27 protein-coding genes are annotated in these 23,277 nt (G+C 60.6%); 11 read left to right on the forward strand and 16 right to left on the reverse strand.

The window, feature by feature from the left end; translation table 11 throughout:
- Positions 1-99 precede the first annotated feature (99 nt).
- The 6 genes from JBO08_RS21580 (at position 100) to JBO08_RS21605 (ending at position 8,566) form a co-directional block, all read left to right on the forward strand.
- Positions 100-1,929, forward strand: a complete 1,830-nt coding sequence (locus JBO08_RS21580; RefSeq protein ID WP_220074927.1) for an extracellular solute-binding protein — start codon at positions 100-102, stop codon at positions 1,927-1,929.
- The gene (locus JBO08_RS21585) at positions 1,926-3,770 is read left to right on the forward strand and encodes an extracellular solute-binding protein (RefSeq protein WP_065881667.1); all 1,845 of its coding nucleotides are present in this window, start codon (positions 1,926-1,928) and stop codon (positions 3,768-3,770) included. The genes JBO08_RS21580 and JBO08_RS21585 overlap by 4 nt, the downstream gene beginning before the upstream one ends.
- Positions 3,771-4,847, forward strand: coding sequence for a microcin C ABC transporter permease YejB (locus tag JBO08_RS21590; RefSeq protein ID WP_049708685.1), 1,077 nt, complete (start codon positions 3,771-3,773; stop codon positions 4,845-4,847).
- Between the two features lies 1 nt (position 4,848).
- Positions 4,849-5,868, forward strand: a complete 1,020-nt coding sequence (locus tag JBO08_RS21595) for an ABC transporter permease (RefSeq protein WP_049708686.1) — start codon at positions 4,849-4,851, stop codon at positions 5,866-5,868.
- 1 nt (position 5,869) lies between these two features.
- A complete protein-coding gene (locus JBO08_RS21600) occupies positions 5,870-7,471 on the forward strand; it encodes an ABC transporter ATP-binding protein (RefSeq protein WP_220074928.1) in 1,602 nt (533 codons plus the stop codon).
- Positions 7,472-7,672: 201 nt separating this feature from the next.
- Complete coding sequence (locus JBO08_RS21605; protein ID WP_065891247.1) at positions 7,673-8,566, forward strand: AraC family transcriptional regulator; 894 nt, start codon at positions 7,673-7,675, stop codon at positions 8,564-8,566.
- Here the strand turns inward: JBO08_RS21605 and JBO08_RS21610 are convergent.
- Together JBO08_RS21610 and JBO08_RS21615 are read right to left on the reverse strand one after the other, a co-directional pair.
- A complete protein-coding gene (locus tag JBO08_RS21610; protein ID WP_049708689.1) occupies positions 8,508-9,095 on the reverse strand; it encodes a LysE family translocator in 588 nt (195 codons plus the stop codon). The two genes, JBO08_RS21605 and JBO08_RS21610, sit on opposite strands and share 59 nt — an antisense overlap.
- Positions 9,096-9,254: 159 nt before the next feature.
- Positions 9,255-10,139: an NAD(P)/FAD-dependent oxidoreductase gene (locus JBO08_RS21615; RefSeq protein ID WP_065891246.1), complete on the reverse strand. Its 885-nt coding sequence runs from the start codon at positions 10,137-10,139 to the stop codon at positions 9,255-9,257.
- 142 nt (positions 10,140-10,281) lie between these two features.
- Here JBO08_RS21615 and JBO08_RS21620 point away from each other — a divergent pair, with 142 nt between their 5' ends.
- The gene (locus JBO08_RS21620; protein ID WP_049708692.1) at positions 10,282-10,719 is read left to right on the forward strand and encodes an Rrf2 family transcriptional regulator; all 438 of its coding nucleotides are present in this window, start codon (positions 10,282-10,284) and stop codon (positions 10,717-10,719) included.
- Here JBO08_RS21620 and JBO08_RS21625 read toward each other — a convergent pair.
- Together JBO08_RS21625 and JBO08_RS21630 are read right to left on the reverse strand one after the other, a co-directional pair.
- Positions 10,716-11,345 (reverse strand): ribonuclease T2 family protein, encoded by a 630-nt coding sequence (locus JBO08_RS21625; RefSeq protein WP_220074929.1) that lies wholly within the window; start codon positions 11,343-11,345, stop codon positions 10,716-10,718. The two genes, JBO08_RS21620 and JBO08_RS21625, sit on opposite strands and share 4 nt — an antisense overlap.
- A 36-nt stretch (positions 11,346-11,381) precedes the next feature.
- Positions 11,382-12,362: a Gfo/Idh/MocA family protein gene (locus tag JBO08_RS21630; protein WP_065876122.1), complete on the reverse strand. Its 981-nt coding sequence runs from the start codon at positions 12,360-12,362 to the stop codon at positions 11,382-11,384.
- Between the two features lie 125 nt (positions 12,363-12,487).
- On the opposite strand from JBO08_RS21630, the gene JBO08_RS21635 reads away from it, so the two are divergent.
- Positions 12,488-12,850: an NUDIX hydrolase gene (locus JBO08_RS21635; RefSeq protein WP_065876121.1), complete on the forward strand. Its 363-nt coding sequence runs from the start codon at positions 12,488-12,490 to the stop codon at positions 12,848-12,850.
- On the opposite strand, the gene JBO08_RS21640 is transcribed toward JBO08_RS21635, so the two are convergent.
- The 6 genes from JBO08_RS21640 to JBO08_RS21665 are packed head-to-tail and all read right to left on the reverse strand — an operon-like array spanning position 12,836 to position 15,562.
- Positions 12,836-13,549 (reverse strand): transporter substrate-binding domain-containing protein, encoded by a 714-nt coding sequence (locus JBO08_RS21640; RefSeq protein ID WP_220074930.1) that lies wholly within the window; start codon positions 13,547-13,549, stop codon positions 12,836-12,838. The genes JBO08_RS21635 and JBO08_RS21640 overlap by 15 nt on opposite strands.
- Positions 13,542-13,754 (reverse strand): hypothetical protein, encoded by a 213-nt coding sequence (locus JBO08_RS21645; RefSeq protein WP_139113260.1) that lies wholly within the window; start codon positions 13,752-13,754, stop codon positions 13,542-13,544. Before JBO08_RS21645 ends, JBO08_RS21640 begins: the two co-directional genes overlap by 8 nt.
- Positions 13,751-14,218, reverse strand: a complete 468-nt coding sequence (locus JBO08_RS21650) for a periplasmic heavy metal sensor (protein WP_065946424.1) — start codon at positions 14,216-14,218, stop codon at positions 13,751-13,753. Before JBO08_RS21650 ends, JBO08_RS21645 begins: the two co-directional genes overlap by 4 nt.
- Positions 14,215-14,646, reverse strand: coding sequence for a hypothetical protein (locus JBO08_RS21655; RefSeq protein WP_065876118.1), 432 nt, complete (start codon positions 14,644-14,646; stop codon positions 14,215-14,217). The genes JBO08_RS21650 and JBO08_RS21655 overlap by 4 nt, the downstream gene beginning before the upstream one ends.
- The gene (locus JBO08_RS21660) at positions 14,643-15,221 is read right to left on the reverse strand and encodes an RNA polymerase sigma factor (RefSeq protein WP_065876117.1); all 579 of its coding nucleotides are present in this window, start codon (positions 15,219-15,221) and stop codon (positions 14,643-14,645) included. Before JBO08_RS21660 ends, JBO08_RS21655 begins: the two co-directional genes overlap by 4 nt.
- Before the next feature lie 29 nt (positions 15,222-15,250).
- Entirely contained in the window at positions 15,251-15,562 is a 312-nt protein-coding gene (locus JBO08_RS21665) for a YXWGXW repeat-containing protein (protein WP_065876116.1), read from the reverse strand.
- A gap of 213 nt (positions 15,563-15,775) precedes the next feature.
- On the opposite strand from JBO08_RS21665, the gene JBO08_RS21670 reads away from it, so the two are divergent.
- The gene (locus JBO08_RS21670; RefSeq protein ID WP_167345841.1) at positions 15,776-15,916 is read left to right on the forward strand and encodes a hypothetical protein; all 141 of its coding nucleotides are present in this window, start codon (positions 15,776-15,778) and stop codon (positions 15,914-15,916) included.
- Here JBO08_RS21670 and JBO08_RS21675 read toward each other — a convergent pair.
- Positions 15,913-16,080, reverse strand: coding sequence for a hypothetical protein (locus tag JBO08_RS21675; protein ID WP_274611416.1), 168 nt, complete (start codon positions 16,078-16,080; stop codon positions 15,913-15,915). The two genes, JBO08_RS21670 and JBO08_RS21675, sit on opposite strands and share 4 nt — an antisense overlap.
- 107 nt (positions 16,081-16,187) lie before the next feature.
- On the opposite strand from JBO08_RS21675, the gene JBO08_RS21680 reads away from it, so the two are divergent.
- Positions 16,188-17,132, forward strand: coding sequence for a sensor domain-containing diguanylate cyclase (locus tag JBO08_RS21680; RefSeq protein ID WP_220074931.1), 945 nt, complete (start codon positions 16,188-16,190; stop codon positions 17,130-17,132).
- Positions 17,133-17,398: 266 nt separating this feature from the next.
- Here the strand turns inward: JBO08_RS21680 and JBO08_RS21685 are convergent, their stop codons facing one another.
- From JBO08_RS21685 to JBO08_RS21695, 3 genes are all read right to left on the reverse strand, one after another.
- Complete coding sequence (locus JBO08_RS21685; RefSeq protein WP_083214001.1) at positions 17,399-17,659, reverse strand: hypothetical protein; 261 nt, start codon at positions 17,657-17,659, stop codon at positions 17,399-17,401.
- 4 nt (positions 17,660-17,663) lie between these two features.
- Positions 17,664-18,110 (reverse strand): GNAT family N-acetyltransferase, encoded by a 447-nt coding sequence (locus tag JBO08_RS21690; RefSeq protein WP_065946425.1) that lies wholly within the window; start codon positions 18,108-18,110, stop codon positions 17,664-17,666.
- 104 nt (positions 18,111-18,214) lie between these two features.
- Positions 18,215-19,267 (reverse strand): AbrB family transcriptional regulator, encoded by a 1,053-nt coding sequence (locus JBO08_RS21695; protein WP_186754636.1) that lies wholly within the window; start codon positions 19,265-19,267, stop codon positions 18,215-18,217.
- A gap of 109 nt (positions 19,268-19,376) precedes the next feature.
- Here JBO08_RS21695 and JBO08_RS21700 point away from each other — a divergent pair, with 109 nt between their 5' ends.
- Positions 19,377-20,276 (forward strand): LysR family transcriptional regulator, encoded by a 900-nt coding sequence (locus JBO08_RS21700; RefSeq protein ID WP_220074932.1) that lies wholly within the window; start codon positions 19,377-19,379, stop codon positions 20,274-20,276.
- A gap of 4 nt (positions 20,277-20,280) precedes the next feature.
- On the opposite strand, the gene JBO08_RS21705 is transcribed toward JBO08_RS21700, so the two are convergent.
- Together JBO08_RS21705 and JBO08_RS21710 are read right to left on the reverse strand one after the other, a co-directional pair.
- Positions 20,281-20,610: a hypothetical protein gene (locus JBO08_RS21705; RefSeq protein WP_049713356.1), complete on the reverse strand. Its 330-nt coding sequence runs from the start codon at positions 20,608-20,610 to the stop codon at positions 20,281-20,283.
- A 90-nt stretch (positions 20,611-20,700) separates the two neighbouring features.
- Positions 20,701-23,193 carry a TonB-dependent siderophore receptor gene (locus JBO08_RS21710; RefSeq protein ID WP_065881681.1) on the reverse strand — a complete coding sequence of 831 codons (2,493 nt, stop codon included), beginning with the start codon at positions 23,191-23,193 and terminating at the stop codon, positions 20,701-20,703.
- Between the last annotated feature and the right edge of the window lie 84 nt (positions 23,194-23,277).

Genomic DNA, 23,277 nt, shown 5'->3' on the forward strand with positions numbered 1-23,277 from the left:
CCAGCCCTCAAAGGGCCTTCCCAACGGCCTTTTTCCAACCGGAACAAGCTGTTACTGTACCGATCATAAAGCCCAAGCCGCCTGGATCGGATCTCTGACTTGAAGCGTCCCCTCCTTCTACTAATAAGTCTGGCCTTGAGCTTTGGTGCGAACGCGACGATTACCGAGAGCCACGGGTATACGCAGTTCGGCAGGCTCAAGTACCCGGCCAAATTCACCCACTTCGACTGGGTAAACCCTGCAGCGCCGAAAGGCGGGACATTGCGGGTAATGGCCTTTGGCACCTTCGATACGCTCAACCCCTATACCTTCAAGGGCTCCAGCCCGGTTTCCACCCCCAATTTCCTGCAATACGGCATAAATGAGCTGAACGAGCCGTTGATGGTCGGTACCGGCCAGTACGCGCCCTCCGGCGACGAACCCACCTCCAGCTACGGGCTGATCGCCCAGTCGGTGGAGTACAGCGAGGACCGCAGTTGGGTGGTGTTCAACCTGCGCCCGGAAGCACGCTTCCACGATGGCAAGCCGATCACCGCCTATGATGTGGCGTTTTCCTATCGCACCCTGCTCACCGAAGGCCACCCGCAATACCGCACCAACCTGCAGGAAGTGGCGCGGGTGGACATCCTCAATCGTCACCGCATCCGCTTTGTGTTCAAGCGCGCCGGCAACCCGCTGCTGATCCTGCGCCTGGGCGAGTTGCCGGTATTGCCCCAGCACTACTGGAAAAATCGCGATTTCAAGGCCACCACCTTCGAACCGCCGTTGGGCAGCGGGCCATACCGCATCAGCAAAGTCAGCCCAGGCCGGCAACTGGTGTTCGAACGGGTCAAGGATTACTGGGGCAAAGACCTGCCGGTCAACCAGGGCTTCTATAACTACGACAAGGTCGAAGTGGAGTTCTATCGCGACAGCGATGTGGCCTTCGAAGCCTTCAAGGCCGGCGAATTCGATATCTATATCGAACACCAGGCCAAGAACTGGGCCAATGGCTACAACTTCCCGGCGGTGAACCGTGGCGATGTGATCAAAGCGCAGATTGCCCACCAGATCCCGACCCAGAGCCAGGGCCTGTTCATGAACACCCGTCGGCCAACCTTCAGCCAGACCAAGGTGCGCGAAGCACTGGGGCTGATGTTCGACTTTGAATGGACCAACCGCACCCTCTTCAGCAATGCCTATAAACGCACCTTGAGCTACTACCCCAACAGCGAATTCGCCGCTACCGGTGTTCCAACCGGCCGTGAGTGGCTGATGCTCTCACCGTACCGCGAGCAGTTGCCGGCCAGCCTGCTTACCCAGCCGTTCAGCCTGCCGCAGACCGATGGTCGCGGCATCCCCCGCGAGACGATGCGCCATGCGCTCACCCTGCTCGGTGAAGCCGGCTGGAAGCTATCGGGTCAGCGCCTGCTGAACAAGGATGGGCAACCGCTGCGCTTCGAAATCCTGCTGGTCAACCCGAACCTTGAGCGCATCCTGCAGCCCTATGTCGAGAACCTGATCAGCATTGGCATCGACGCGCGCCTGCGCACCGTCGACCGCGCCCAGTACAAGCAGCGCCTGGATCAATTCGACTTCGACATGATCCTGATCACCCTCAACCAGACCCTGAGCCCGGGCCTTGAGCAGTGGCAGTACTTCCATTCCAGCCAGGCCGCGATCAAGGGCAGCAAGAATTACGCCGGCATCAACAACCCCATTGTCGATCACTTGCTGGAACAACTGCTGGCGGCGCAGACCCGCGAAGAGCAACTGGCCGCCGGCCGTGCCCTGGACCGCGTGTTGCTGTGGCAGCACTACAGCATTCCCAATTGGTACCTCAACTATCATCGCCTGGCCTACCGCAACCGGTTCGCCTTTGTCACCACGCCGCCCTATACCCTGGGCCTGAGCGCATGGTGGCTGAAAGCTTCGGAGAAAGCCCAATGATGTATTTGCGCAACGCACTGCTCGGCAGCCTGCTGCTGTGCACCGCCGCCCATGCCGCTCCGCAACATGCACTGACGCTTTACAACGAACCGCCGAAGTACCCGGCCGACTTCAAGCACTTCGACTACGTCAACCCGCAAGCGCCCAAGGGCGGCACGTTCCGCGAGTCGGCAATGGGCGGTTTCGACAGCCTCAACCCCTACATCAGCAAGGGCGTGCCGGCCGACAACCTGGGCCTGATCTACGACACCCTGGCCATGCAAAGCCTGGATGAGCCGATCACCGAATATGGACTGGTCGCCGGCAAGATCGAAAAAGCCCCGGACAACAGCTGGGTGCGTTTCTACCTGCGCCCCGAGGCACGCTTCCACGACGGCCACCCGATCCGCGCCGAAGACGTGGTGTTTACCTTTCAGGAGTTGATCAAGGACGGCTCGCCGATCTACCGCACCTATTACGCCGACGTCGACGAAGTGATCGCCGAAGACCCACTGAAGGTGTTGTTCAAGTTCAAGCGCACCAACAACCGCGAGTTGCCGCTGATCCTCGGGCAATTGCCGGTATTGCCCAAGCATTGGTGGGCGACCCGCGACTTTGCCAAGGGCAACCTCGAGATACCACTGGGCAGCGGGCCGTACAAAGTGGCCGAGGTCAAGGCCGGGCGCATGATCCGCTACGAGCGGGTCAAAGACTACTGGGCCAAGGACCTGCCGGTCGCCAAAGGTTTCTACAACTTCGATAACCGCATCACCGACTACTACCGCGACAGCACCGTGTCCCTGGAGGCCTTGAAGGCCGGGCAGTTCGACTACTGGCTGGAATTCAGCGCGAAGAACTGGGCCAACGCCTACAACATCCCGGCAGTCAAAGAAGGCCGTTTGATCAAGGAAGAGATCCCCAACGGCAACCCTACCGGCATGCAAGGTTTTGTGTTCAACATGCGCAAGCCGATGTTCCAGGACGTGCGCGTGCGCAAGGCCATCAGCCTGCTGCTGGATTTCGAGTGGAGCAACAAACAGCTGTTCAACGGCGCCTACACGCGCACCCGCAGCTACTTTGAAAACTCGGAGATGGCGGCCACCGGCCTGCCCGGCCCGGATGAGCTGAAAATCCTCGAGCCCCTGCGCGATAAGATCCCGCCCGAAGTTTTCACCCAGGCGTTTGAACCGTCCAAAACCGACGGCAGCGGCATGATCCGTACACAGCAGCGCGAAGCCTACCAACTGTTGCAGGAAGCCGGCTGGCGCATTGTCGATGACAAGATGGTCGACACCACCGGCAAACCGGTGACCATTGAGTTCCTGCTTGCGCAGACCGAGTTCGAACGTATCCTGCTGCCGTTCAAGCGCAACCTGGCCGACCTGGGCATCGACCTGGTGATCCGCCGGGTTGACGTCTCGCAATTCGTCAACCGCATTCGCTCGCGGGACTTCGACATGCTGGTGGGCAGCTTTCCGCAATCCACCTCGCCGGGTAACGAACAACGGGAATTCTGGAAGTCTTCAAGCGCCGACAAACCCGGCAGCCGTAACTACATGGGCCTCAAGGACCCGGCCGTCGACCAACTGGTGGAAGAGCTGATCGACGCCGATTCGCGCAAAAGCCTGGTGGCCCATGCCAAGGCCCTGGACCGCGTACTGCAGTTCGGCTACTACGTGATTCCCAACTGGCACATCAAGACCTTCCGCGTGGCGTACTGGGACCATCTGGGTCACCCCAAAGTCCCGCCGCGCTACGACGTCGGCACCGCCACCTGGTGGGCAAAACCCGACGTCAAACCGGCTGTCACCCTAGACACAAGCACAAACACGAGCGCCGATTCGGCGAGCGGAGGCGATTAAATGCTGGCCTATATCTTTCGTCGCCTGTTGCTGATCATCCCCACGCTGTTCGGAATTCTGCTGATCAACTTCGTCATCATCCAGGCCGCTCCCGGTGGGCCGGTGGAACAGATGATCGCCAAGCTTGAAGGCTTTGAAGGCGCCACCAGCCGCATAGCCGGTGGCGGCGCCGAGGTCTCGGTGGCCGGCTCCAGCAGCTACCGCGGCGCGCAGGGCCTGGACCCAGCGCTGATCAAGGAAATCGAAAAGATGTACGGCTTCGACAAATCGGCGCCGGAACGCTTGTGGATCATGGTCAAGAACTACGCCACGCTGGATTTTGGCGATAGTTTCTTCCGTGACGCCAAGGTCATCGACCTGATCAAGGAAAAGATGCCGGTGTCGATTTCCCTTGGGTTATGGAGCACGCTGATCATGTACCTGGTGTCGATCCCCCTGGGGATCGCCAAGGCCACACGGCACGGCAGCCATTTTGACGTATGGACCAGTTCGGCAATCATCGTTGGCTATGCAATCCCGGCGTTCCTGTTTGCAATCCTGTTGATCGTGGTGTTTGCCGGGGGCAGTTATTTCGACTGGTTCCCGTTGCGCGGGCTCACGTCGAACAACTTCGACGAACTGAGCTGGGGCGGCAAGATCCTCGATTACTTCTGGCACCTGGCGCTGCCGATTACCGCACTGGTGATCGGCAACTTCGCCACCATGACCCTGCTGACCAAGAACAGCTTTCTCGACGAAATCAACAAGCAGTACGTGGTCACCGCCAAAGCCAAGGGCCTGACCAACCACCGCGTGCTGTACGGCCATGTATTCCGCAACGCAATGTTGCTGGTGATCGCCGGTTTCCCGTCGGCGTTTATCGGCATTTTCTTTACCGGATCCTTGCTCGTGGAGGTGATCTTCTCCCTCGACGGCCTGGGCCTGATGAGCTTTGAAGCGGCGATCAACCGCGACTACCCGGTGGTGTTCGGCACGCTGTTTATCTTCACCTTGCTGGGGCTGATCGTGAAACTGATCGGCGACCTCACCTACACCCTGGTCGATCCGCGTATCGACTTTGCCAGCCGGGAGCATTGAGATGAACCTGTCCCCCCTCAATCGCCGCCGGTTCGAGCGGTTCAAGGCCAACAAGCGTGGCTGGTGGTCGCTGTGGCTGTTCCTGGTGCTGTTCGTGCTGAGTCTGGGCGCGGAGCTGATTGCCAACGACAAGCCGCTGGCCGTGCACTATGACGGCGGCTGGTACTTCCCGGCGCTCAAGCGTTACCCGGAAACGACGTTCGGCGGTGAATTCCCGCTGGAGGCCAACTACAAGAGCCCGTACATCCAGGAACTGCTCAAGGCCAAGGATGCCTGGACCTTGTGGGCGCCGATCCCGTTCAGCTACCAGAGCATCAACTACGACCTGAAAGTGCCAGCTCCGGCGCCACCCTCTAGCGTCAACCTGCTCGGCACCGACGACCAGGGCCGCGATGTGTTGGCGCGGGTGATCTACGGCTTTCGTGTGTCGGTGCTGTTTGCCCTGACACTCACCGTGCTCAGCTCGATCATCGGCGTGATCGCCGGCGCGTTGCAGGGCTTCTACGGCGGCTGGGTCGACCTGGCCGGGCAACGCTTCCTGGAGATCTGGTCCGGGTTGCCGGTGCTGTACCTGTTGATCATCCTCGCCAGTTTCGTGCAGCCCAACTTCTGGTGGTTGCTGGGGATCATGCTGCTGTTTTCCTGGATGAGCCTGGTGGACGTGGTGCGCGCCGAGTTCCTGCGCGGACGCAACCTGGAATACGTGCGCGCGGCCAGGGCCTTGGGCATGCAGAACGGCGCGATCATGTTCCGGCATATCCTGCCCAACGCCATGGTGTCGACCATGACCTTCATGCCGTTCATTCTTACCGGCGCCATCGGCACCCTCACCGCGCTGGACTTCCTTGGCTTTGGCTTGCCGGCCGGTTCGCCGTCGCTGGGTGAACTGGTGGCCCAGGGCAAATCCAACCTGCAAGCGCCGTGGCTGGGCATGAGTGCCTTTGCCGTGCTGGCGATCATGTTGAGTTTGCTGGTGTTTATCGGCGAGTCTGCTCGCGATGCCTTCGACCCGAGGAAATGAGATGAATCAGGACAATCTGATCGAAATCCGCGACCTCTCTGTCGAGTTCGTCACGGGCGAACATCACCACCGTGTGGTGAACAACGTCAGCTTTGATATCAAGCGCGGCGAAACCCTGGCCCTGGTCGGCGAAAGTGGCTCGGGCAAATCGGTGACCGCCCACTCGATCCTGCGCTTGCTGCCCTACCCGCTGGCGCGGCACCCATCCGGCACCATCAACTACGCCGGGCAAGACCTGCTGACGCTCCAGGAAAAAAGCCTGCGGCACATTCGCGGCAACCGCATTGCGATGATCTTCCAGGAGCCAATGACCTCGTTGAACCCGCTGCACAACATCGAAAAGCAGATCAACGAAGTGCTCGGCCTGCACAAGGGGCTCACCGGCAAGGCCGCCACCCTGCGCACCCTGGAACTGCTGGAGCTGGTGGGTATTCCCGAACCGCACAAGCGCCTCAAGGCCCTGCCCCACGAGCTGTCTGGCGGCCAGCGCCAGCGGGTGATGATCGCCATGGCCCTGGCCAACGAGCCGGAGTTGCTGATCGCGGACGAGCCGACCACCGCCCTCGACGTCACGGTGCAATTGAAGATCCTCGAATTGCTCAAAGCGTTGCAGGCACGCCTGGGCATGGCGCTGTTGCTGATCAGCCATGACTTGAACCTGGTGCGGCGTATCGCCCATCGCGTGTGCGTGATGCAAAAGGGTTGCATCGTTGAGCAGGCCGATTGCGAGACGCTGTTCCAATCACCTCAGCATCCGTACACCCAGGAACTGCTCGCGGCTGAACCCAGCGGCGGGCCGGCGACCAATGAAGTCGGCCCGCCGTTGCTGGAAGTCGATGACCTGAAAGTGTGGTTCCCGATCAAGAAGGGCTTTTTGCGCAACACCGTCGATTACGTCAAGGCGGTGGACGGCATTAACTTCAGCCTGCCCCAGGGGCAAACCCTGGGCATCGTCGGCGAAAGTGGCTCGGGCAAATCCACCCTGGGCCTGGCGATTCTGCGGTTGATCGCCAGCAAGGGCGGGATTCGCTTCGAAGGCCAGCAACTGGATCAACTGACCCAGCAACAGGTGCGCCCGTTGCGCCGGGAAATGCAGGTGGTGTTTCAGGACCCATTCGGCAGCCTGAGCCCACGCATGTGCGTCAGCGAGATCGTCGGCGAAGGCCTGCGCATCCACAAGATGGGCACAGCCGCCGAGCAGGAAGCGGCGATCATCGCAGCGCTCAAGGAAGTGGGCCTCGACCCGGATTCCCGGCACCGCTACCCCCACGAGTTCTCCGGCGGCCAGCGCCAGCGCATTGCCATCGCCCGCGCGCTGGTGCTCAAGCCTCGCCTGATCCTGCTTGACGAACCCACCTCCGCGCTGGACCGCACGGTGCAACGCCAAGTGGTGGAACTGCTGCGCAGTTTGCAGGCCAAGTACAACCTGACCTACCTGTTTATCAGCCATGACCTGGCGGTGGTGAAGGCGTTGAGTCACCAGTTGATGGTGGTCAAGCACGGGCAGGTGGTGGAGCAAGGCGATGCGCGGGCGATTTTTGCCGATCCGCAGCATGCCTATACTCGACAACTGTTGGAAGCCGCCTTCCTCGTACCCACCTGACGCACACAGATAGACATGTGGGAGCGGCGGTTCGACGCTTCGACTTGCTCGCGAACTCGGTGTGTCAGCCAACGATGTATTCACTGATCGAACGCATTCGCGAGCAAGCCCGCTCCCACATTTTTGACCGATTTGCGGGCTGACGACCCTGGCGGTCTGTGCAATGATCTTGCCTCGATTTCAAGGGATGGAACCACCGCCATGTCGCTGAACACCACCGCTCACCCCGCACACGCACCACGCTTTTGGCGTGATGAGCGCTTGCCGTTCATTGAAGCGCGGACCATCGACGACGGGCGCAAGGTCACCTACACCCGTCATGCTCATGAGCACTTTTCCATTGGTGCGATCACCACCGGAAGGAGCTACTACCACTACGGCGCGCAAACCTTTGAGATCAGCGCCGGCACCGTGGTGTTGATGAACCCCGGTGATGTCCACGCGTGCAATCCCATCGAGAATGAACCGTGGTCCTACCAGATGGTGTACCTCGACACGCCTTGGCTGACCGACCTGCAGCACCAACTGGGTTTCAGCACGGACCAGGGTTACCGGCCCTTTGATACGCCTTACACGCGTGACTCGCTGCTGTACAACGGCCTGCTGGCGTTGTATCGAATACTGGTGGACGAACAGGCTGAACACCTGCAAAAACAGAGCGCGCTGGTGAGTTACTTCACCGAGGTGCAACAGCGCCTCAACCCCTCCGACACCCCGGTACGCGAGGTCAACCACAAGCTGGAGCGCGCCGCCGAGTACATCCGCGAACACTGCACCCTGGCGTTGAAACTGGAAGATATCTGCGCGGCGGCCGAGTTGTCGCCGTCTTACCTGATCCGCGCCTTCAAGCAGTATTACGGGCTGACGCCCCATGCCTTCCTGGTCAACCAGCGTATCCAGTTCGCCCGTACGCAATTGCGCCAGGGCGAGCTGATCGCCGATGTGGCCCTGGCCGCAGGTTTTGCCGACCAGGCGCATTTCCAGCGCGCGTTCAAACAGCATTTCGCCGCCACGCCGGGGCAGTACCGTGACCGCCTCAAGCCATCAGCAAATAACCCACACTGGCCACCAGCAACGCGGCCATCGAGCGGTTGAACAGCCGCACGCCCTGGGGGTTGCTGAGGTAGCGACGCAGGAACGTGCCGGCGTAGGCCCAGCAAGCGACCGACAGGTAACAGATCACCAGGTAAATCGCCGCAAACAGCCAGACCTGTGCGGTATCGCCATCCGCCACAAACAAGCCCATCCCCGCCACGCAGGCCAGCCAGGCCTTGGGATTGAGCCACTGCATGATCGCGCCATAGAGCATCGACGGCGCAGTGGCCGTGCCGTCGGCGTCCAGCCGGCCGTCGTCCACCGCCAGTTTCCAGGCCATGTACAGCAAAAACGCCACCCCTCCCCACTGGATCAACTGGGTCAGGATCGGCCAACGCAGCAGCACTTGATGCAAGCCGAGGCCAATCAACACCAACAGCAACGTAAAGCCCACGGCGGCGCCAAGCACGTGTTTCTGGCTGGCGGCAAAACCGAAGCGTGCGCCTGTACTAAGCGCGACGACATTCACCGGCCCCGGTGTGATGGAGGTCGCCAGGGCGAAGGCAGCCATGGAAATGATCAAGCTCATGGAGGTTCCCTTTTAGGGTGATGGGTGCAGATGGCATCACGGTAAAGGGCAAAACAGCGGCGGTATTGAAGAAAATGCCCCCCGCCGGCTTATTTGACAAACAACTCCCGATCCCGGGCTTTCACGTGCCCGGCGCGGTGCCAGTGCCGTCTGGGCGCCTCAACCGTCGATCAACGAGAAGTGCGCGCCCACGCCGGCACGCACGCCCTCGGCCACGGCCAGCGCGACGGAACCGGCGGCAAGGGAGACATCACCACCGGCAAACACACCGGGCACGGAGGTCTGGCGCATTTCATTGGTGTGCAGATAACGGCCGGTCGGGCCATCGACGCGCTCACAGCCCAGTTGCTCCGCCAATGGGCTGATGCGAGTGCGCGCCATGGTGAAGATGCCATCGAGGGCGAACACCCGGCCATCATCCAATTCCAGGTCGGCGCGCTCACCGCGGATGCGCCGTACAGCGCCGTGTTCGACGCTGACCCTACGTCGATCCAACTGCGCTTGCTGCTCGGCATCTGGGGTAAACACAGCATTGGTGAACAAGGTGGTGGTGCCCCAGTCGGGCAGCATCAGCGCGTGGTGCATGGCCAGGGGTGATGTGGCCAGTACGCCGATGCGGCCTTGGTCCAGCTCATAGCCATGGCAGTAAGGGCAGTGGAACACGTGCTTGCCCCAACGCTCTTCGAGGCCTTCGATGTCAGGCAAGTCGTCGACCACGCCGGTGGCAAGGATCAGGCGCTTACTGTGAAACGTAGCGTGATGTTCGGTGCGCACACTGAAACCTTCCGGCTGCGCCACCGCCTGCACCGCATTGCCCTGCACCCAGGTGACGGTCGAATACGCCATTAATTGGCTGCGCCCTTGCGCGGCGATGACCGCCGGCGCCTGGCCGTCCTGGCTGAGAAAACCGTGGGACGTGGCCGCAAAGCGATTGCGCCGCTGCCCTGCATCAATCACCAGCACCTGGCGTCGCGCCCGCGCCAATTGCAGGCCCGCCGACAGCCCGGCATAGCTGCCGCCCACGATAATCACGTCGTACATCATGAAAGTAACCCCAGGTGGTGCCCTCGGTTATCCGAGCGCTTTCACGACACACCATAAGTTACGTGAAAATACCCCGTCAAGGGTCTCGCAACTTTTCAGGTTACAAACGATACTTTCCGCCGAATTGATCAGAGATCCCTTGATGAGAAACGACACCCGCCTCTCGCGCATGCTCCACGTGTTGATCCATATGGGCCGCCATGAAGAGCGCGCCACCTCGGAGACCATCGCGCAGATGCTCGGCACCAACCCGGTGGTGGTGCGGCGCACGCTCGGGCTGCTCAAGGAAAAGGGTTACGTACGCTCGGAAAAAGGCCACCAGGGCGGCTGGTGCCTGGGCAAGCCCTTGAGTGAAATCACCCTGCTGGATATTCACAACGCCCTGGGCACGCCGTCGCTGTTTGCTATCGGCCTGTCCACCGATCATCCGGAGTGCCTGGTGGAACAGGCCGTCAATGCGGCACTCACGGGGGCTTTCGAGCAAGCCCAGGCGTTGCTGCTGGAACGCCTGGGCAAGGTCACGCTGGCGCAGTTGGCCGAGGATTTTGACGAGCGCTACCGCGTCGCGATGCTGCCCTAGCGCTGCGCGGGAATGCGGATATCGCCGGCGCGGCACTGGGTTTTGACGCTGCGCGGGCAGCCGGCGAAAGCCAGGTCCTTGGTCAGGCACACGCGCACTTCCGACAACACCTTGCCTTTGCAGATCACCGCCAGCCCATGGTTGCCCATGCGCGGGTTGCTCTCGCGAAACAGCGCCTCGATCTCACGGGCTTGCAGCGATGGCGGCGTATTGAACGGCTGCAGTTGCTGCGGAATCGTCACCACACCCAGCGCGTCGTCGGTTTTTTCCAGATACGCCAGCGGCTCCAGCCCGCTGCAGGTGCCATGCTTGGCCCATTCGTGTTTGAGCAGTGAACGGGTCGGGAACAGTGCAGCACCCTTTTCGATTTCTTCGCGACTCAACTGCGATTGCGCTGAGCACGAAGCCGGCCACCCTCCCCGTGCGTACTGCGGCCACAAGCCATGCAGCACAAAGCCGTAGCCCTTGCCCGAACACTGTTCATTGTCCGGGTGCGTGAGGCAGAAGGTTGGCGACCATGACAACGACAACACGTAGAAATCAAACTCCCCCGGCGTGCCTTGACTACGCGGGGACGCCACTGCACTTGTGGCGAGTACCAGCCACACCATCATCCAATATTTCATCGGTCTGTTCCTTGGAAAAAGAAAACCCTATCGCGACTACCCAGGATGATGGGGGTTACGTTGTAGCACCTTGTCCAGGATCCGATCGGTCTTCAACGCTTCGATGGCCAATGACGGATGCTCGGCTTCGCCACGGATATGCGCATTCATGGCCAATACGTGATGCCACTGGATATGCGCGTGGCAGGGTATTTCCAGCACCTCATGGGTCTCGCCCTCAAGGTGCAGGGGCTGGTCCTCGAACACCGAGAACCGGATGCGCCCACGACTGCCGATCATCTCGACCACATCTTCACGCCGGTCCGCGACGAAGTTCCAGCAGCCCATGCCCAACGCGCCGGAGCTGAAGGTCCAGCACGCCGTCACTGCATCCTCGGCCGCATAGCGCCCGGCCTGGCGCGCGGTGAAGCCCGAGACTTCGATGATGTCCCCGGCCAGGTACTGGAACAGGTCGAAGCCATGGCTGGCCAGGTCGGCGAAATAGCCGCCACCGGCAATCGTCGGGTCGGTACGCCAGTTGGCGGCGCTGGCGTCGTCGGCCCCCGCAGGTTTGCACAAGGTCCAGCTCAGGTGACGCAGCTCACCGATGCGTCCGTCCCGCAGCCAGTCACGCACTCGCTGGAAGCGCGGCAGCGAGCGGCGGTAGTAGGAGACAAACAGATGCAAACCGGCGCGTTCGAAGGTGCGCTGCATCAATGCGCTCTGCTCGGCATTCAGCGACATGGGCTTCTCGACGCAGCAATGTTTGCCGGCTGCGGCCACCATCAGGCTGTATTCGAGGTGGCTGTCGGGCGGCGTGGCGATGTAGACCGCGTCAACGTCGGGGTCGTTGATCAGTGCCTGGGCGTCGGTATAAAAGCGTGCAATACCGTGGCGTGCCGCATAATCACGCACAGCAGCTTCACGGCGCCCCATCACGGCCACCAGCGCAGAACCTGGCGCTTTGTAGAAAGCCGGTCCACTCTTCAATTCAGTGACACTGCCACAGCCGATCATGCCCCAGCGTACGGTGCTCATCTGCTCTCCTCGTCCGTTTTGATCAATCGGGCAGTATCCACATCCCCACACGTCAGCGCCATAACCACTTAGCATGACAATTGCATTACACTTTTATGACATCCATTGCGCTGCGGGGCTAAACGATGAAAATACGCGCCACGGTCATCTGCGAACACGAGGGGCATATCCTCTTCGTGCGTAAGGCCAGATCAAAATGGGCCTTGCCGGGCGGCAAGGTAGAACGCAACGAGCGCCCGGTCGGCGCCGCCGAACGCGAGCTGCAAGAAGAAACCGGATTGAACGTGGACGGCTTGCTCTACTTGCAGGAGCTGAAAGCCCGCGACACCGTTCACCACGTTTTCGAAGCATCCGTTGTGAACATCGCCGATGCAAAACCTTGCAACGAAATAATCGATTGCCAGTGGCATCCCTACGGCGCGATGGAAGAACTCGACACCACCGACGCCACCCGGCACATCGTTAAATCCTTCCTACGTCGCCTGTAGTTCAGCGCTCTGCCCGCTGGCGACCAATCCTCGCTTCACCCTGCCATTCTCTTTTTGCCGTTCGACAAAGGATCTGACGAACGCGGCAGCGGCTGCGTGCGCAATCGGTACGGCCATGGCCTGGCGGATGGTCATGAAGTCATCCTCTACCAGCCGCCACTGCTCGTTAACCCTGGTTTGCAGGAAATCCCGTACGCCCGCCGCTGCGTCCAGGCCTTGCTCGATACACACGTCTACCGCCGCAGATGAGGTGGGTGCCCGGACCAGTTCGGCATGCTGGACCGTGCGGCTCAAATACAGGTCATAGGCCGCACCCTGGCCGACGGCGATACGTCGACCCGGCGCATCCAATTGCGCAACCTGCGTGAAGGGTGAGTCCTTCGCCACCAGGTAGGTGCCCTTGATTGCCACATACGGCGCGCTGAAGGCAATCTCTTGCTCACGCACCGGCTCGATGGCCAGGAACGCCACGCGCCACACATCCTCGGCCAATGCGGCAAACACCTTGCCGGCCGCCTCGAAGGTGATCAGCTCCAACTCGACACCCAGTTCATCGGCCAGCGCCTTGGCCAGTGCGACGGACACACCCTCGGGTTCACCGCCCGCACCGCGTTGCGCCAGCACCGGGTTGCCGAAGTTGATGGCGGCGCGCAGTACGCCGTTGGGGGCCAGTTGTTGCAGTACCTGGGGGTCAATCATTGAGCGGTCCTTGCGAATCAGGTTTTAGAGGGTTGCCATGCGGCTCAGGTAATAACCGCGAACCGCTAAAGGAAGCAAGTTGAACGTGCTCTGCGATGCGGGTGTTGTGGTCTGGCAGTTGCTGCGCGGCGATGCCATCGTAGCCTCGCTGGCGCTCGACAACTCCCACATTTTGATCCTTGGTGTCGCCAAGACCAATGCTCAAGACCGAGGCTTTTTCCCGGCCATCTGCCCGCGCACATACAACGCCTCCACCAACGTCTGCCGCTCTTCCCGAGGCAACGTACTGGCAAACTGCGCCAATGTCGTATCCACCAACGCCCGCAGCGCCATATCCGCCTCACGCGCCTTGGCCAATTCAGTCACCAGCACATCCCGGTCCAACGCCGGCGCTTCCAACTGTTTGATCACCCCAAGCCGCGCCTCACGGCCAGCCATGACCAGCGGCTGGCTGTCAGCGCTGTTACGGCGCAACAGCTGACGCAACTCCCTGCGCCGCTCCGGCGGCAAGTTGACCATGGCCTGGCGCAGGCCGTGCTGGTTGACCATCGCTACGGCGGGCTTGGCGTTGACCCTCCAATGGTAGAGGCCTCCGCCTACGCCGCCGATCAAAAATACATTGAGCAATACCGAGACAAGCAACCACGGTTTCAGGGATTTAGCGGTCATTGCTCGGTGTCCTCGGCGTTGACGGTAAAGATCACTTGCGCATCGCCCTGATCGAAGACACTGGGCAACACTTCGGATGACAACATGGGCAGCGGCACGCTCATCGACGCTACCAGCATCCCGGTAACGATGCCGGCAATGCCCACGCCCACCAAGCCCGCCGGCGATAACCAGTTGGCGTAGCGCGACCAGAACGACCTGCGGCGCGGCGCAGACTGGCGGATCTGCCTCGCCAGCGCCGGGTCGGTGAGCGCCAGTAGATAGCTGTTCAGCTGGACGTCGAGCCAACCAGCCTCCTCCAAGGCCTCGCGGGCACTGGGATGAGCACTTTCAAGCAGTGCCTGCGCTGCGCCTTGCTCCGCCAGAGGCCAGCGCTTTAAATCGGCCCCATAGGCGTCGGCCAGATACGCAAATCGTTCGGGTGTCATGTCTTTCCCCTTCCTGGGCGGGCAAGCCCGGGTGTGTCGGCAAGGCTGCTGCGCAACTGACGTCGGGCCCGCGACAGCAGGCTCTCCAGTGCCTCGACGCTGATATTCATCAGGGCCGCGGCGTCGATGTTCGACAGCTCCTGGTAGTACTGCAACACAATGGCTTCGCGCTGGCGCTCGGGCAATGCCGCCAAGGCGGCGGCCATGCATTCGCTGCGGTCGGCGGTCTCCAACTGTTCATCCAAGGACGGTGCGCTGTCGGCCAGCTCCAGCGCTTGCGCGTCGCTCAGAGGGCGCTCCTTGCGCCGGCGCAGGCGGTCATGGCAAAGGTTCAGCGCGACCCGATGCAACCAGGTGTCGAAGCGCGCTTCGCCACTGCGCCAACTCGCCGCCTGGCGCCAGATGCGCAGGAAACTTTCCTGGGCCACGTCCCTGGCTTCGTCGGCATCCCCCAGGATCCGGCTGGCAAGCGCCAGCAGACGCGGCAGTTTGCGCGTCACCATTTCGTTGACGGCCGCGGGTTCGTTGTTGCCGATGCGTGCCAGCAGTTCAACATCCGGATCAGTGTCTTTCAATCGGGCAACTCTCAGTCCGGGTGGCTGATTCAGCGGATCCAATGCCCCTCACGCCAGTACCAATTGGGGCCGTGGGCTTCCCAATGACCAGGTTCCCAGCGCGCATTGCGCATCACAGGCTGCCAGTGGCCGGGCTTCCAAGCGTAGCCGCGTCCCTCCCAGCGCCAGTGTCCACGGTCCCAGACGTAACCCGGGCGCTCCACGGGGATCATTTCCACGCGCTCCGGCGGCGGCGCCTGGCGGATGATGATTTCGGTCTGGGCAAACGTGGGGGTGCTGACAAACGCGGCGAGCGCCAGCGGAGCAAGCAAGGCAAAACGCAATTTGGCCAGGGGTCTCATGGCAACTCCTTCATTCAACGCGCGAAAGTGCGGGTTGCTGATGGGTTGAACGGTGGGTGCAAAAAAATCCGTCGCAGAATGTGCAGGTTATTTGCGCAGGCAGTATTGCCCGGGGGATGGCGGCGCTTGATGAAATGTTTGAAAGCTTCGCGACGGATTTACGCCGCTGGCAGCGTTGAAGGATTAACGCCTATCAACCCAAGAGGACACACCATGTACCGTCGACTTTCCATGCTGGTTGCCGCGTTGCTGATCGTCAGCCTCAGCGGCTGCGTGATCCTGCCGGAACACCGCCATTGTTGCTGGCGCTATTACGGCGCGCTCGATACACCGACCCACACCGTCAACGGCTAGCCTACTCCCGCAAACCCACGGCGCCCGGCCTTGATCTCGGTGCGCAACTCGACAATCAGGTTTGAGATGGAACGGATGCTGTCCAAACCCTCGGGGGACACGCCGGTCAGCAGCAGGTCGACCCGGCCGGACACCGTTCGAAGATGTCGATTCGCTGACGTCAAAAACCCCTGCCTGCAACCTCTCGTCTGCTGTTTCGGAGGGCACTTGACTCCACGCGTCGATCACAAGAGGCTCTTGGCCTTTCGCCATCACTCTGAGCCAAGCCCCCATGAGTATCGACCCTCCCAGCCAGCCCGACAGCGATGTGTACAAGACGTTATTGGAGTCGACCAAGGCCATCCCCTGGCGCATTGATTGGCAGAGCATGACCTTCAGTTATATCGGCCCGCAGATCGAGACCCTGCTCGGCTGGACCCCGCAAAGCTGGGTCAGCGTGGACGATTGGGTCGAACGCATGCACCCGGACGACCGTGAATACGTGGTGAATTTCTGCGTGTCGCAATCCCGCGCAGGCGTCGACCACGAGGCGGATTACCGGGCGCTGACCGCGAATGGCGACTACGTGTGGATTCGCGACGTGGTGCACGTGGTGCGCAAGGACGGCGAAGTCGACGCGCTGATCGGCTTTATGTTCGATATCAGCGAGCGCAAGAAGACCGAAGAACACTTGGTGCGCCTGCAAAAACAACTTGAGGAATATTCCTATCAGGATGGACTGACCGGCATCGCTAACCGTCGCATGTTCGACACGGTGCTGGAACGGGAATGGGCCAGCGCCCAGCGCAGCCAGTTGCCACTGTCGCTGATCATCCTGGATATCGATTTTTTCAAGCAGTACAACGACCACTATGGCCATATCAAGGGCGACGAATGCCTGCGCCAAGTCGCGCGCACCCTGTCACAGGCGGCCAACCGGCCACGGGATTTCATTGCGCGTATCGGCGGCGAAGAGTTTGTATGGTTGCTGCCGGAAACCGATGCAGCGTCGGCCAGGCAAGTGGCGCAACGCTGCCTGCACCTGATTAGCCAGCAGCAGATCGAACATGGTTTTTCGGCGGTATCGAATCTGTTGACCTTGAGCCTGGGCGTCGGCACGCACATCGTAAAACCCGATAGCCCGATGCTGGAGTTTGTCGAAAAGGTCGATAAGTTGCTGTACCAGGCCAAACGCAACGGGCGGATGCGTGCAGAGTTCGCCACCGGTGAAGTTTGACGTTGAGGTCAAATTGCAGGCAAAAAAAATCCCAAGTAGCTGATGGAAACTTGGGATTTAAAAATGCATAAACCGTGGGAGGTGAACGCCCGGCTATAGTAACGACTGTAAAAAGCTGTAACAAGATTATTTTAATCCTTTCGTCGGATTAAAAGCGCTGTAAGTCATTCAATAACCACACATTTTTTAAGGTGGCGGACGCTATGAGTGCCACTTTTTGGTGCAAGTACCACCCAAATTTCCACTTATAAAAAAGGGTTATTGAATTAAGGCAGCGTCGCACTTTTCGACATACGCCCGTTCAACGGCTCACATGTCTCGCGTGTATCAAGGCTATTAGGCAGTAATGAACGCGCGATACTTTCCACCTGCCGACAGAGTGCCAAGCGCTCGTTGGCGGCTTCCCGCTCGCGGTCAACCTGGGCGTTGAGCTGGACAAAATAAATCCCCAGCACTACTGCAACGCAGAGCACTCCGAGCACGAAGTAGCGCACGCTGTTAGAAGACGAAGGCTCGGGCGCGTTCATGAGACTACTGCGCCCTGATCTTCTCGTATCGCACATCATCGCCGTCGACCTGGCCGACCACGACCCAACCCAGCCGCTGATAAAAACCGTTGGCGCGTATTTCGTCGCGGCCATCGGTGATCAGATACAGTCGGTCATGGTGTTCAAACAGCGCGGCTTCGGCGACCGCCATCAGTTGACGGCCCAGGCCCAGGTTTTCGTGAGTGGGCCGTACGAACAGCGCAAATACCTCGCCTTCGGCCAGGTCGACCATGGCAAAGGCAACGGCGCGGCCATCCACTTCAGCGACCCACACGCAGGGCGCTGCTTCGATGCTCGAAGCCAGCACCTGCGGCGTGATGCCCAACTCAGCCATCTGTTCGACACTCAAATGGTTCTGCACCACCGACGTGCGGATGCTGAACAGCGTGTCGATATCGTCCTGCGTCGCCGTGCGGATTAGCGTTTGCATACTGGCCTCCCTGATAGAGGACGCAATTGTATGCAAATAGAAACACAGTGAATGTCGTGGATTTGTAAAGCGCCCTACAGGTGCGAGGACGAAGTTGGCCAGGCTTACGCGGCGTTTGCACTGGCCGGTGCTTGGACCGGCGCGGTCTGGTCCAGCAGGCGAAACAGCGGCAGGCACGCCGCCTGGATCACCAACATGCGGATCACCTGCATCGCTGTCACCAGTGTCACCGCCAGGCCCAAGGCCTCGGCGGTGAGGCTCATTTCCGGCGCACTGCCAGGCATCATGCCCAGGGCAAGCGACAGCCATGGCATGCCCAAGCCGGCGCCGAGCGCCCATGCGGCTATCGCCGTGGTGATCACCGAGCCCGTCAACAGCAGCAGCACCTTGCTTAGTAGTCCTGGGGCGCGGCGCAAGAAGCTGTGGTCAAACGCAACGCCCAATGCACAGCCGATCAACAACTGGCCGCAGCCACTCAGCCAGCCCGGCATGCTCATTGACAAGTTATTGCAGCCCACCCCCACCGCGCAGATCAGGAACGGCCCGAACGTCCAGGGATTGGGCAGCTTGCAGTGTTTGAAACCCAGCGCCGCGAGCCAGCCCATCGCCAGGATGAAAATCAGCCACGGCCAGATCACCGGCAACGGGGCATGGGCCACGACCTGCGGCATGCCAAAGGTTGCGACCGCAGGCACCGTCAACAGGATCAGCAGCAGGCGAATGCTGTGGGCGGCGGCGATAAAACTGGTGTCCGCCTGGCGTTGTCGGCCCAGGTGCACCATCTCGCTGGAGTTGGCTGGCATCAAGGCAAAGAACGCGGTGCCGAAGGGCACGCCCCAGCGATGCAGGACCAGCACCGAACACAACGCCAACACCAGCGTCAGTAACACTGCAAAGAGAATCAGCCCGAGATGGGCCGCCACCTGTTGCATCACTGGCAATGTGAAATGACAGCCAATGGCAACTGCCACGATAAGCTGCCCGACTTGGCGACCATGGGGGATTTCCGGTACGAGGCTGCCGGCGCAGCGAGTCAACATCACCGCGACCAACGCGCCAATCACCCAAGGCAACGGCCACCCCGCCCAATTGGCAATGCTGCCGCCCAAAGCGCCGACGATCAGGGTTACAAGCCAGTATTGGCGAAGATTGGGCATCAGGAAGCACTCGGCATGGAGAAGAATGCCGACAGGTTATAGACTCGTTCGCATCACAGAAAATATCCATTTGTGAAACCAGTCATCACTCTTTGTTATGCGAGCCCGTATGAACCTGAAAGCGCTGGAGTACTGCGTAGAGATCGCCCGCCAAGGCAGCTTCACAAAGGCGGCGCAGGCGTTGCATGTGGCGCAACCGGCACTGAGCATGGCCGTTGGCCGACTCGAGGAAGAATTGGGCGTGGCGCTGTTTAACCGCGCCACGCGACAAATCAGCGTGACCGCTGAAGGCCAGTTGTTCCTGACGCGCGCCGAAGCCTGCCTGGAGGGGCTGGCCGGTGCACGCCGTGAGCTGCAGGACCTGACGCAACTGCACAGCGGTGAAATCCGCGTCGGTGTGCCGCCGATGTATGGCATCCGCCACATCCCCGAACTGCTGATGCAATTTCGCGCGCGCTACCCCGGCATTGCGATGCATGTGGTGGAAGGCAGTGCCGATGACATCAGCGAGCGCCTGGCCACGCGGGATATTGACGTGGCGCTGCTGGAGTCGCGGCGGGTCGACCCGGACTGGGAGTCAGTGCTGCTCGGCAGCGACGAGATGGTGTTGTGCATGCATGAGCAGCATCCGCTGGCGGCCGCTTCATCTATCCCGGCTGCGCGGTTGCAAGACGAACCCATGCTGGTCTTCGACAACACCTTCCTGCAACGCCATTTGCTGGATGCGTTTTGCAGCAACGCCCGCGTGCGTTTCAACATCGCCCTGGAAAGCAACTTTGTCCCGCTGGTGATTACCGCTACCCGCAGCGGCATGGGCGTATCGACCCTGCTGCGTTCAGTGCAAGAGCAGGAGCCGGGGCTCGCGGGTGTGTCTTTCGAACCCGCGCAATTCATGCACTTCAACCTGTGCTGGCGCGCCAGTGAATACCTGTCACAGGCCAATAGACGGTTTATTGAAACGGCAAAGGTGTATTTCCAGGAAGATGCCAGCTCACCGCTGTCGCACTAAGCGGTCATTTGCGCGCAACTTTGTAGCGCACGCAGTCCTGATAGAAACTCTGGCGAATCGCCTCGGGTTTCAGCCGTGAGCCGCTGTCGTAGGTCTGTTCCGTGATGCCCATGGCCATCATGCGCATCCAGGATTTGTTGAACTTGATGGTCTGGATTTTCTGCCGAGCGGCGTACAGCGACACCCCCGACAATTTGAGTTCCTGGGCCCTGGCGGCGGTGCCTGCGCCCCAACTGCACATGTACTTGTCACCCTCGCGCAGCTCCCGTGCCTGCACGGCAGCTGCGCCGCCGGCCAGGGAGCAGGCGATCAGCATGATTCCAACAGTGCGCATTTGCATCCCCACCTAACCACCTGAAAATAAAAGCGATTCTGGCGAGGATTTTGTTACAAAGGGGCCATTAAATTGCCTTACTGAGTGCCATCACCATTGGTAAGTGGCGCTCGCCTGCACGGTGCGCTGCGAGCCATACCAGCACCACGAGTAGGAGAGGCAAGACGCCACATACTCTTTATTCGCCAGGTTGGTGGCATTTAAGGCCAGGCGCAGATTGTCCTTGGGGTTGGCGATGTTCGGGATGTCGTAGTGCACAGCCGCATCGAACAAGGTGTAGCCCGGCACTTTCAGGGTGTTGGCTGGATCGCCCCAGGACGAACCGACATACCGTGCACCGGCCCCCACGCCGAATCCTTTGAGCTGGCCGTCATGAAGGGTGTAGTCCGCCCAGGCCGAGGCCGTGTGACGGGGTAAACCGTAGGTGGTGGTGCCTTCGACCGGGATCGCCGGGCCTACGCCCCCGTCAGTGATCGGTGCGTATTGCACCGTGCTGTTGGACTTGCTCGCGCGGTTATCCAGGTAAGCGTACGCCGCCGTAATGTCCAGGTTGTCGTTGAGGCTGGCCTTGCCTTCCAGCTCAAAGCCACGGGACTGTTGTTCGCCGTCCTGAATGTTGCAACGGCCACTACCACATAGATGGTCCGGGTTCGGGTCCAGCGTCGGTACATTGGTTTGGCGCAGATCGAAAATGGCAGCCGTAATGAAGCTGTTGCTGCCCGGCGGCTGGTACTTGATGCCGATCTCATACTGCTTGCCTTCGGTCGGTTTGAACACCGAACCGCCATAACCGGTACCTGACTGCGGGTTGAACGACTCCGCATAGCTGGCATAAGGCGCCAAGCCATTATCGAACAGGTAAACCAGCCCTACACGTCCGGTAAACGCCTCGCTGTCCAGCGAAGACTTACTCTTGGCGCCCGTAGCAAGGGTTTTGGTGGTGCTATCGGTACTGGCCCAGTCATAACGACCGCCGAGCAACAACACCCACTTATCCCACTTCATTTGCTCCTGCAGGTAGACCCCGGTCTGCTCGCTACGCGAGGTAGCATCGGTGCTGAACGCCGGCGTCACCACGGGCGCGCCGTAGACCGGATCAAAGATATCCAGGCTCGGTCCCTTGCCGTAACCCGCCTTGGTGTCGGTGCTGGTGTTCTGGTAATCAAGGCCCATCAACAACGTGTGCTGTAACGGCCCGGTATCGAATCGGGCCTGAACCTGGTTGTCCAGGGTGTAGGCGTCCATGTCGACATCGGTGGCGATGGTCGAACGGTTCGACGTGCGGTAATCAGCCTGCAAATTGCTGTTATAGATGCTGCGGTAAATGCCCTCGGCGCGCAGGTAACGTGCGTTCTGGCGTAGGGTCCAGACATCGTTGAAGTGATGTTCGAAGGCATAGCCAATCGAGTAATACTCGCGATCACTTTTTTCGAAGTTCTTCTCGCCATCATAGAAATCCACATCGATGCTGCGCCCGGTCGGGCTGTGCAGCACCGAGCCCCAGGCCGGCACCGAGCCGTAAGACGCACCTTTGGGGTCCTTCTGGAAATGCCCGAGCAGGGTCAGCGAGGTGGCATCATCCGGGCGCCAGGTGAAAGCGCTGGAGAGCGATTGGCGACGCGTCTCGGTGTGTTCGACCTGGCCATCGGCATCATCGAAAAGGCCTGCCACGCGGTAGGAATAAACGCCTTGGTCATCGATTGGGCCGCTGAGGTCAAAGGTGGTGCGCTTCTTGTTGAAGGTGCCGTATTCCACACCCACTTCATGAAACGGCGCGTCCAACGGGCGCTTGCTGACCATGTTGATCACCCCGCTCGGCGTGCCCTGCCCATACAACACCGACGCTGGGCCGCGCAGCACTTCGACGCGTTCCAAGTCAAACGCATCCTTTTGCGGCAAGGCGTCACGGCTCGAAGGCATGCGCAAGCCATCGAGATAAGTGGCCGGGGCGAAACCGCGAATGGTCAACTGATCGAGACGCGACGCAGTGGCGCCACGGGTTTCCGGGATGACAGCGGCGCTGTAGCGCAGGATCTGGTTAAGGCTCTCGGCGTTTTGCGCACGCATCTGGTCTTTGGTGACGATGGAGATCGACTGCGGGGTTTCGATCAACGCGGTATCCGTCTTGGTGCCCGACAAACTGCGCGTGGCCACATAACCCGACACCGGCCCGGTCGGGCTTTCGGCCTGGTACGCACCGCTGATGGTGGTGGCCCGCAGCTCCATGGCCCCGCCGTTATCCGGGATAGCTTCCAGGCGGTAGCGATCGGCGGAGAGTTTCATCGCCTGCAGGCCGCTGCCGGCGAGCAGTTGGTTCAGCGCCACGTCGGTGTCGTATTGCCCGCTCACCCCGTTGCTGCGCTTGCCCCGGGTCAAGCTTGCATCGAAGGCCAACACCAGGCCCGCCTGCTCGGCCAGGCTATTGAGCGCCTGGCTCAGGTCACCGGCAGGAATCGAGAAACTGCGCACGGCGCTGCTGCTTTCTTCGGCGAAGACGGTTTGGGCAGTCAGCAACGGCACGGCGGCAAAAGCCATCGCCACTGACAGGGTCAGTGGATGCAAGGGACGAGCAAGGCGCGACATGGGAAATCCTGCGTAATGGAGGTTCTATTAACCATGACGGCCATGTCGGGGAATCGGGCAAGGATGAGAGCGATTTTTATTTGA

Source organism: Pseudomonas sp. LAP_36, assembly GCF_019456785.1.
Lineage (GTDB): Bacteria > Pseudomonadota > Gammaproteobacteria > Pseudomonadales > Pseudomonadaceae > Aquipseudomonas > Aquipseudomonas tritici.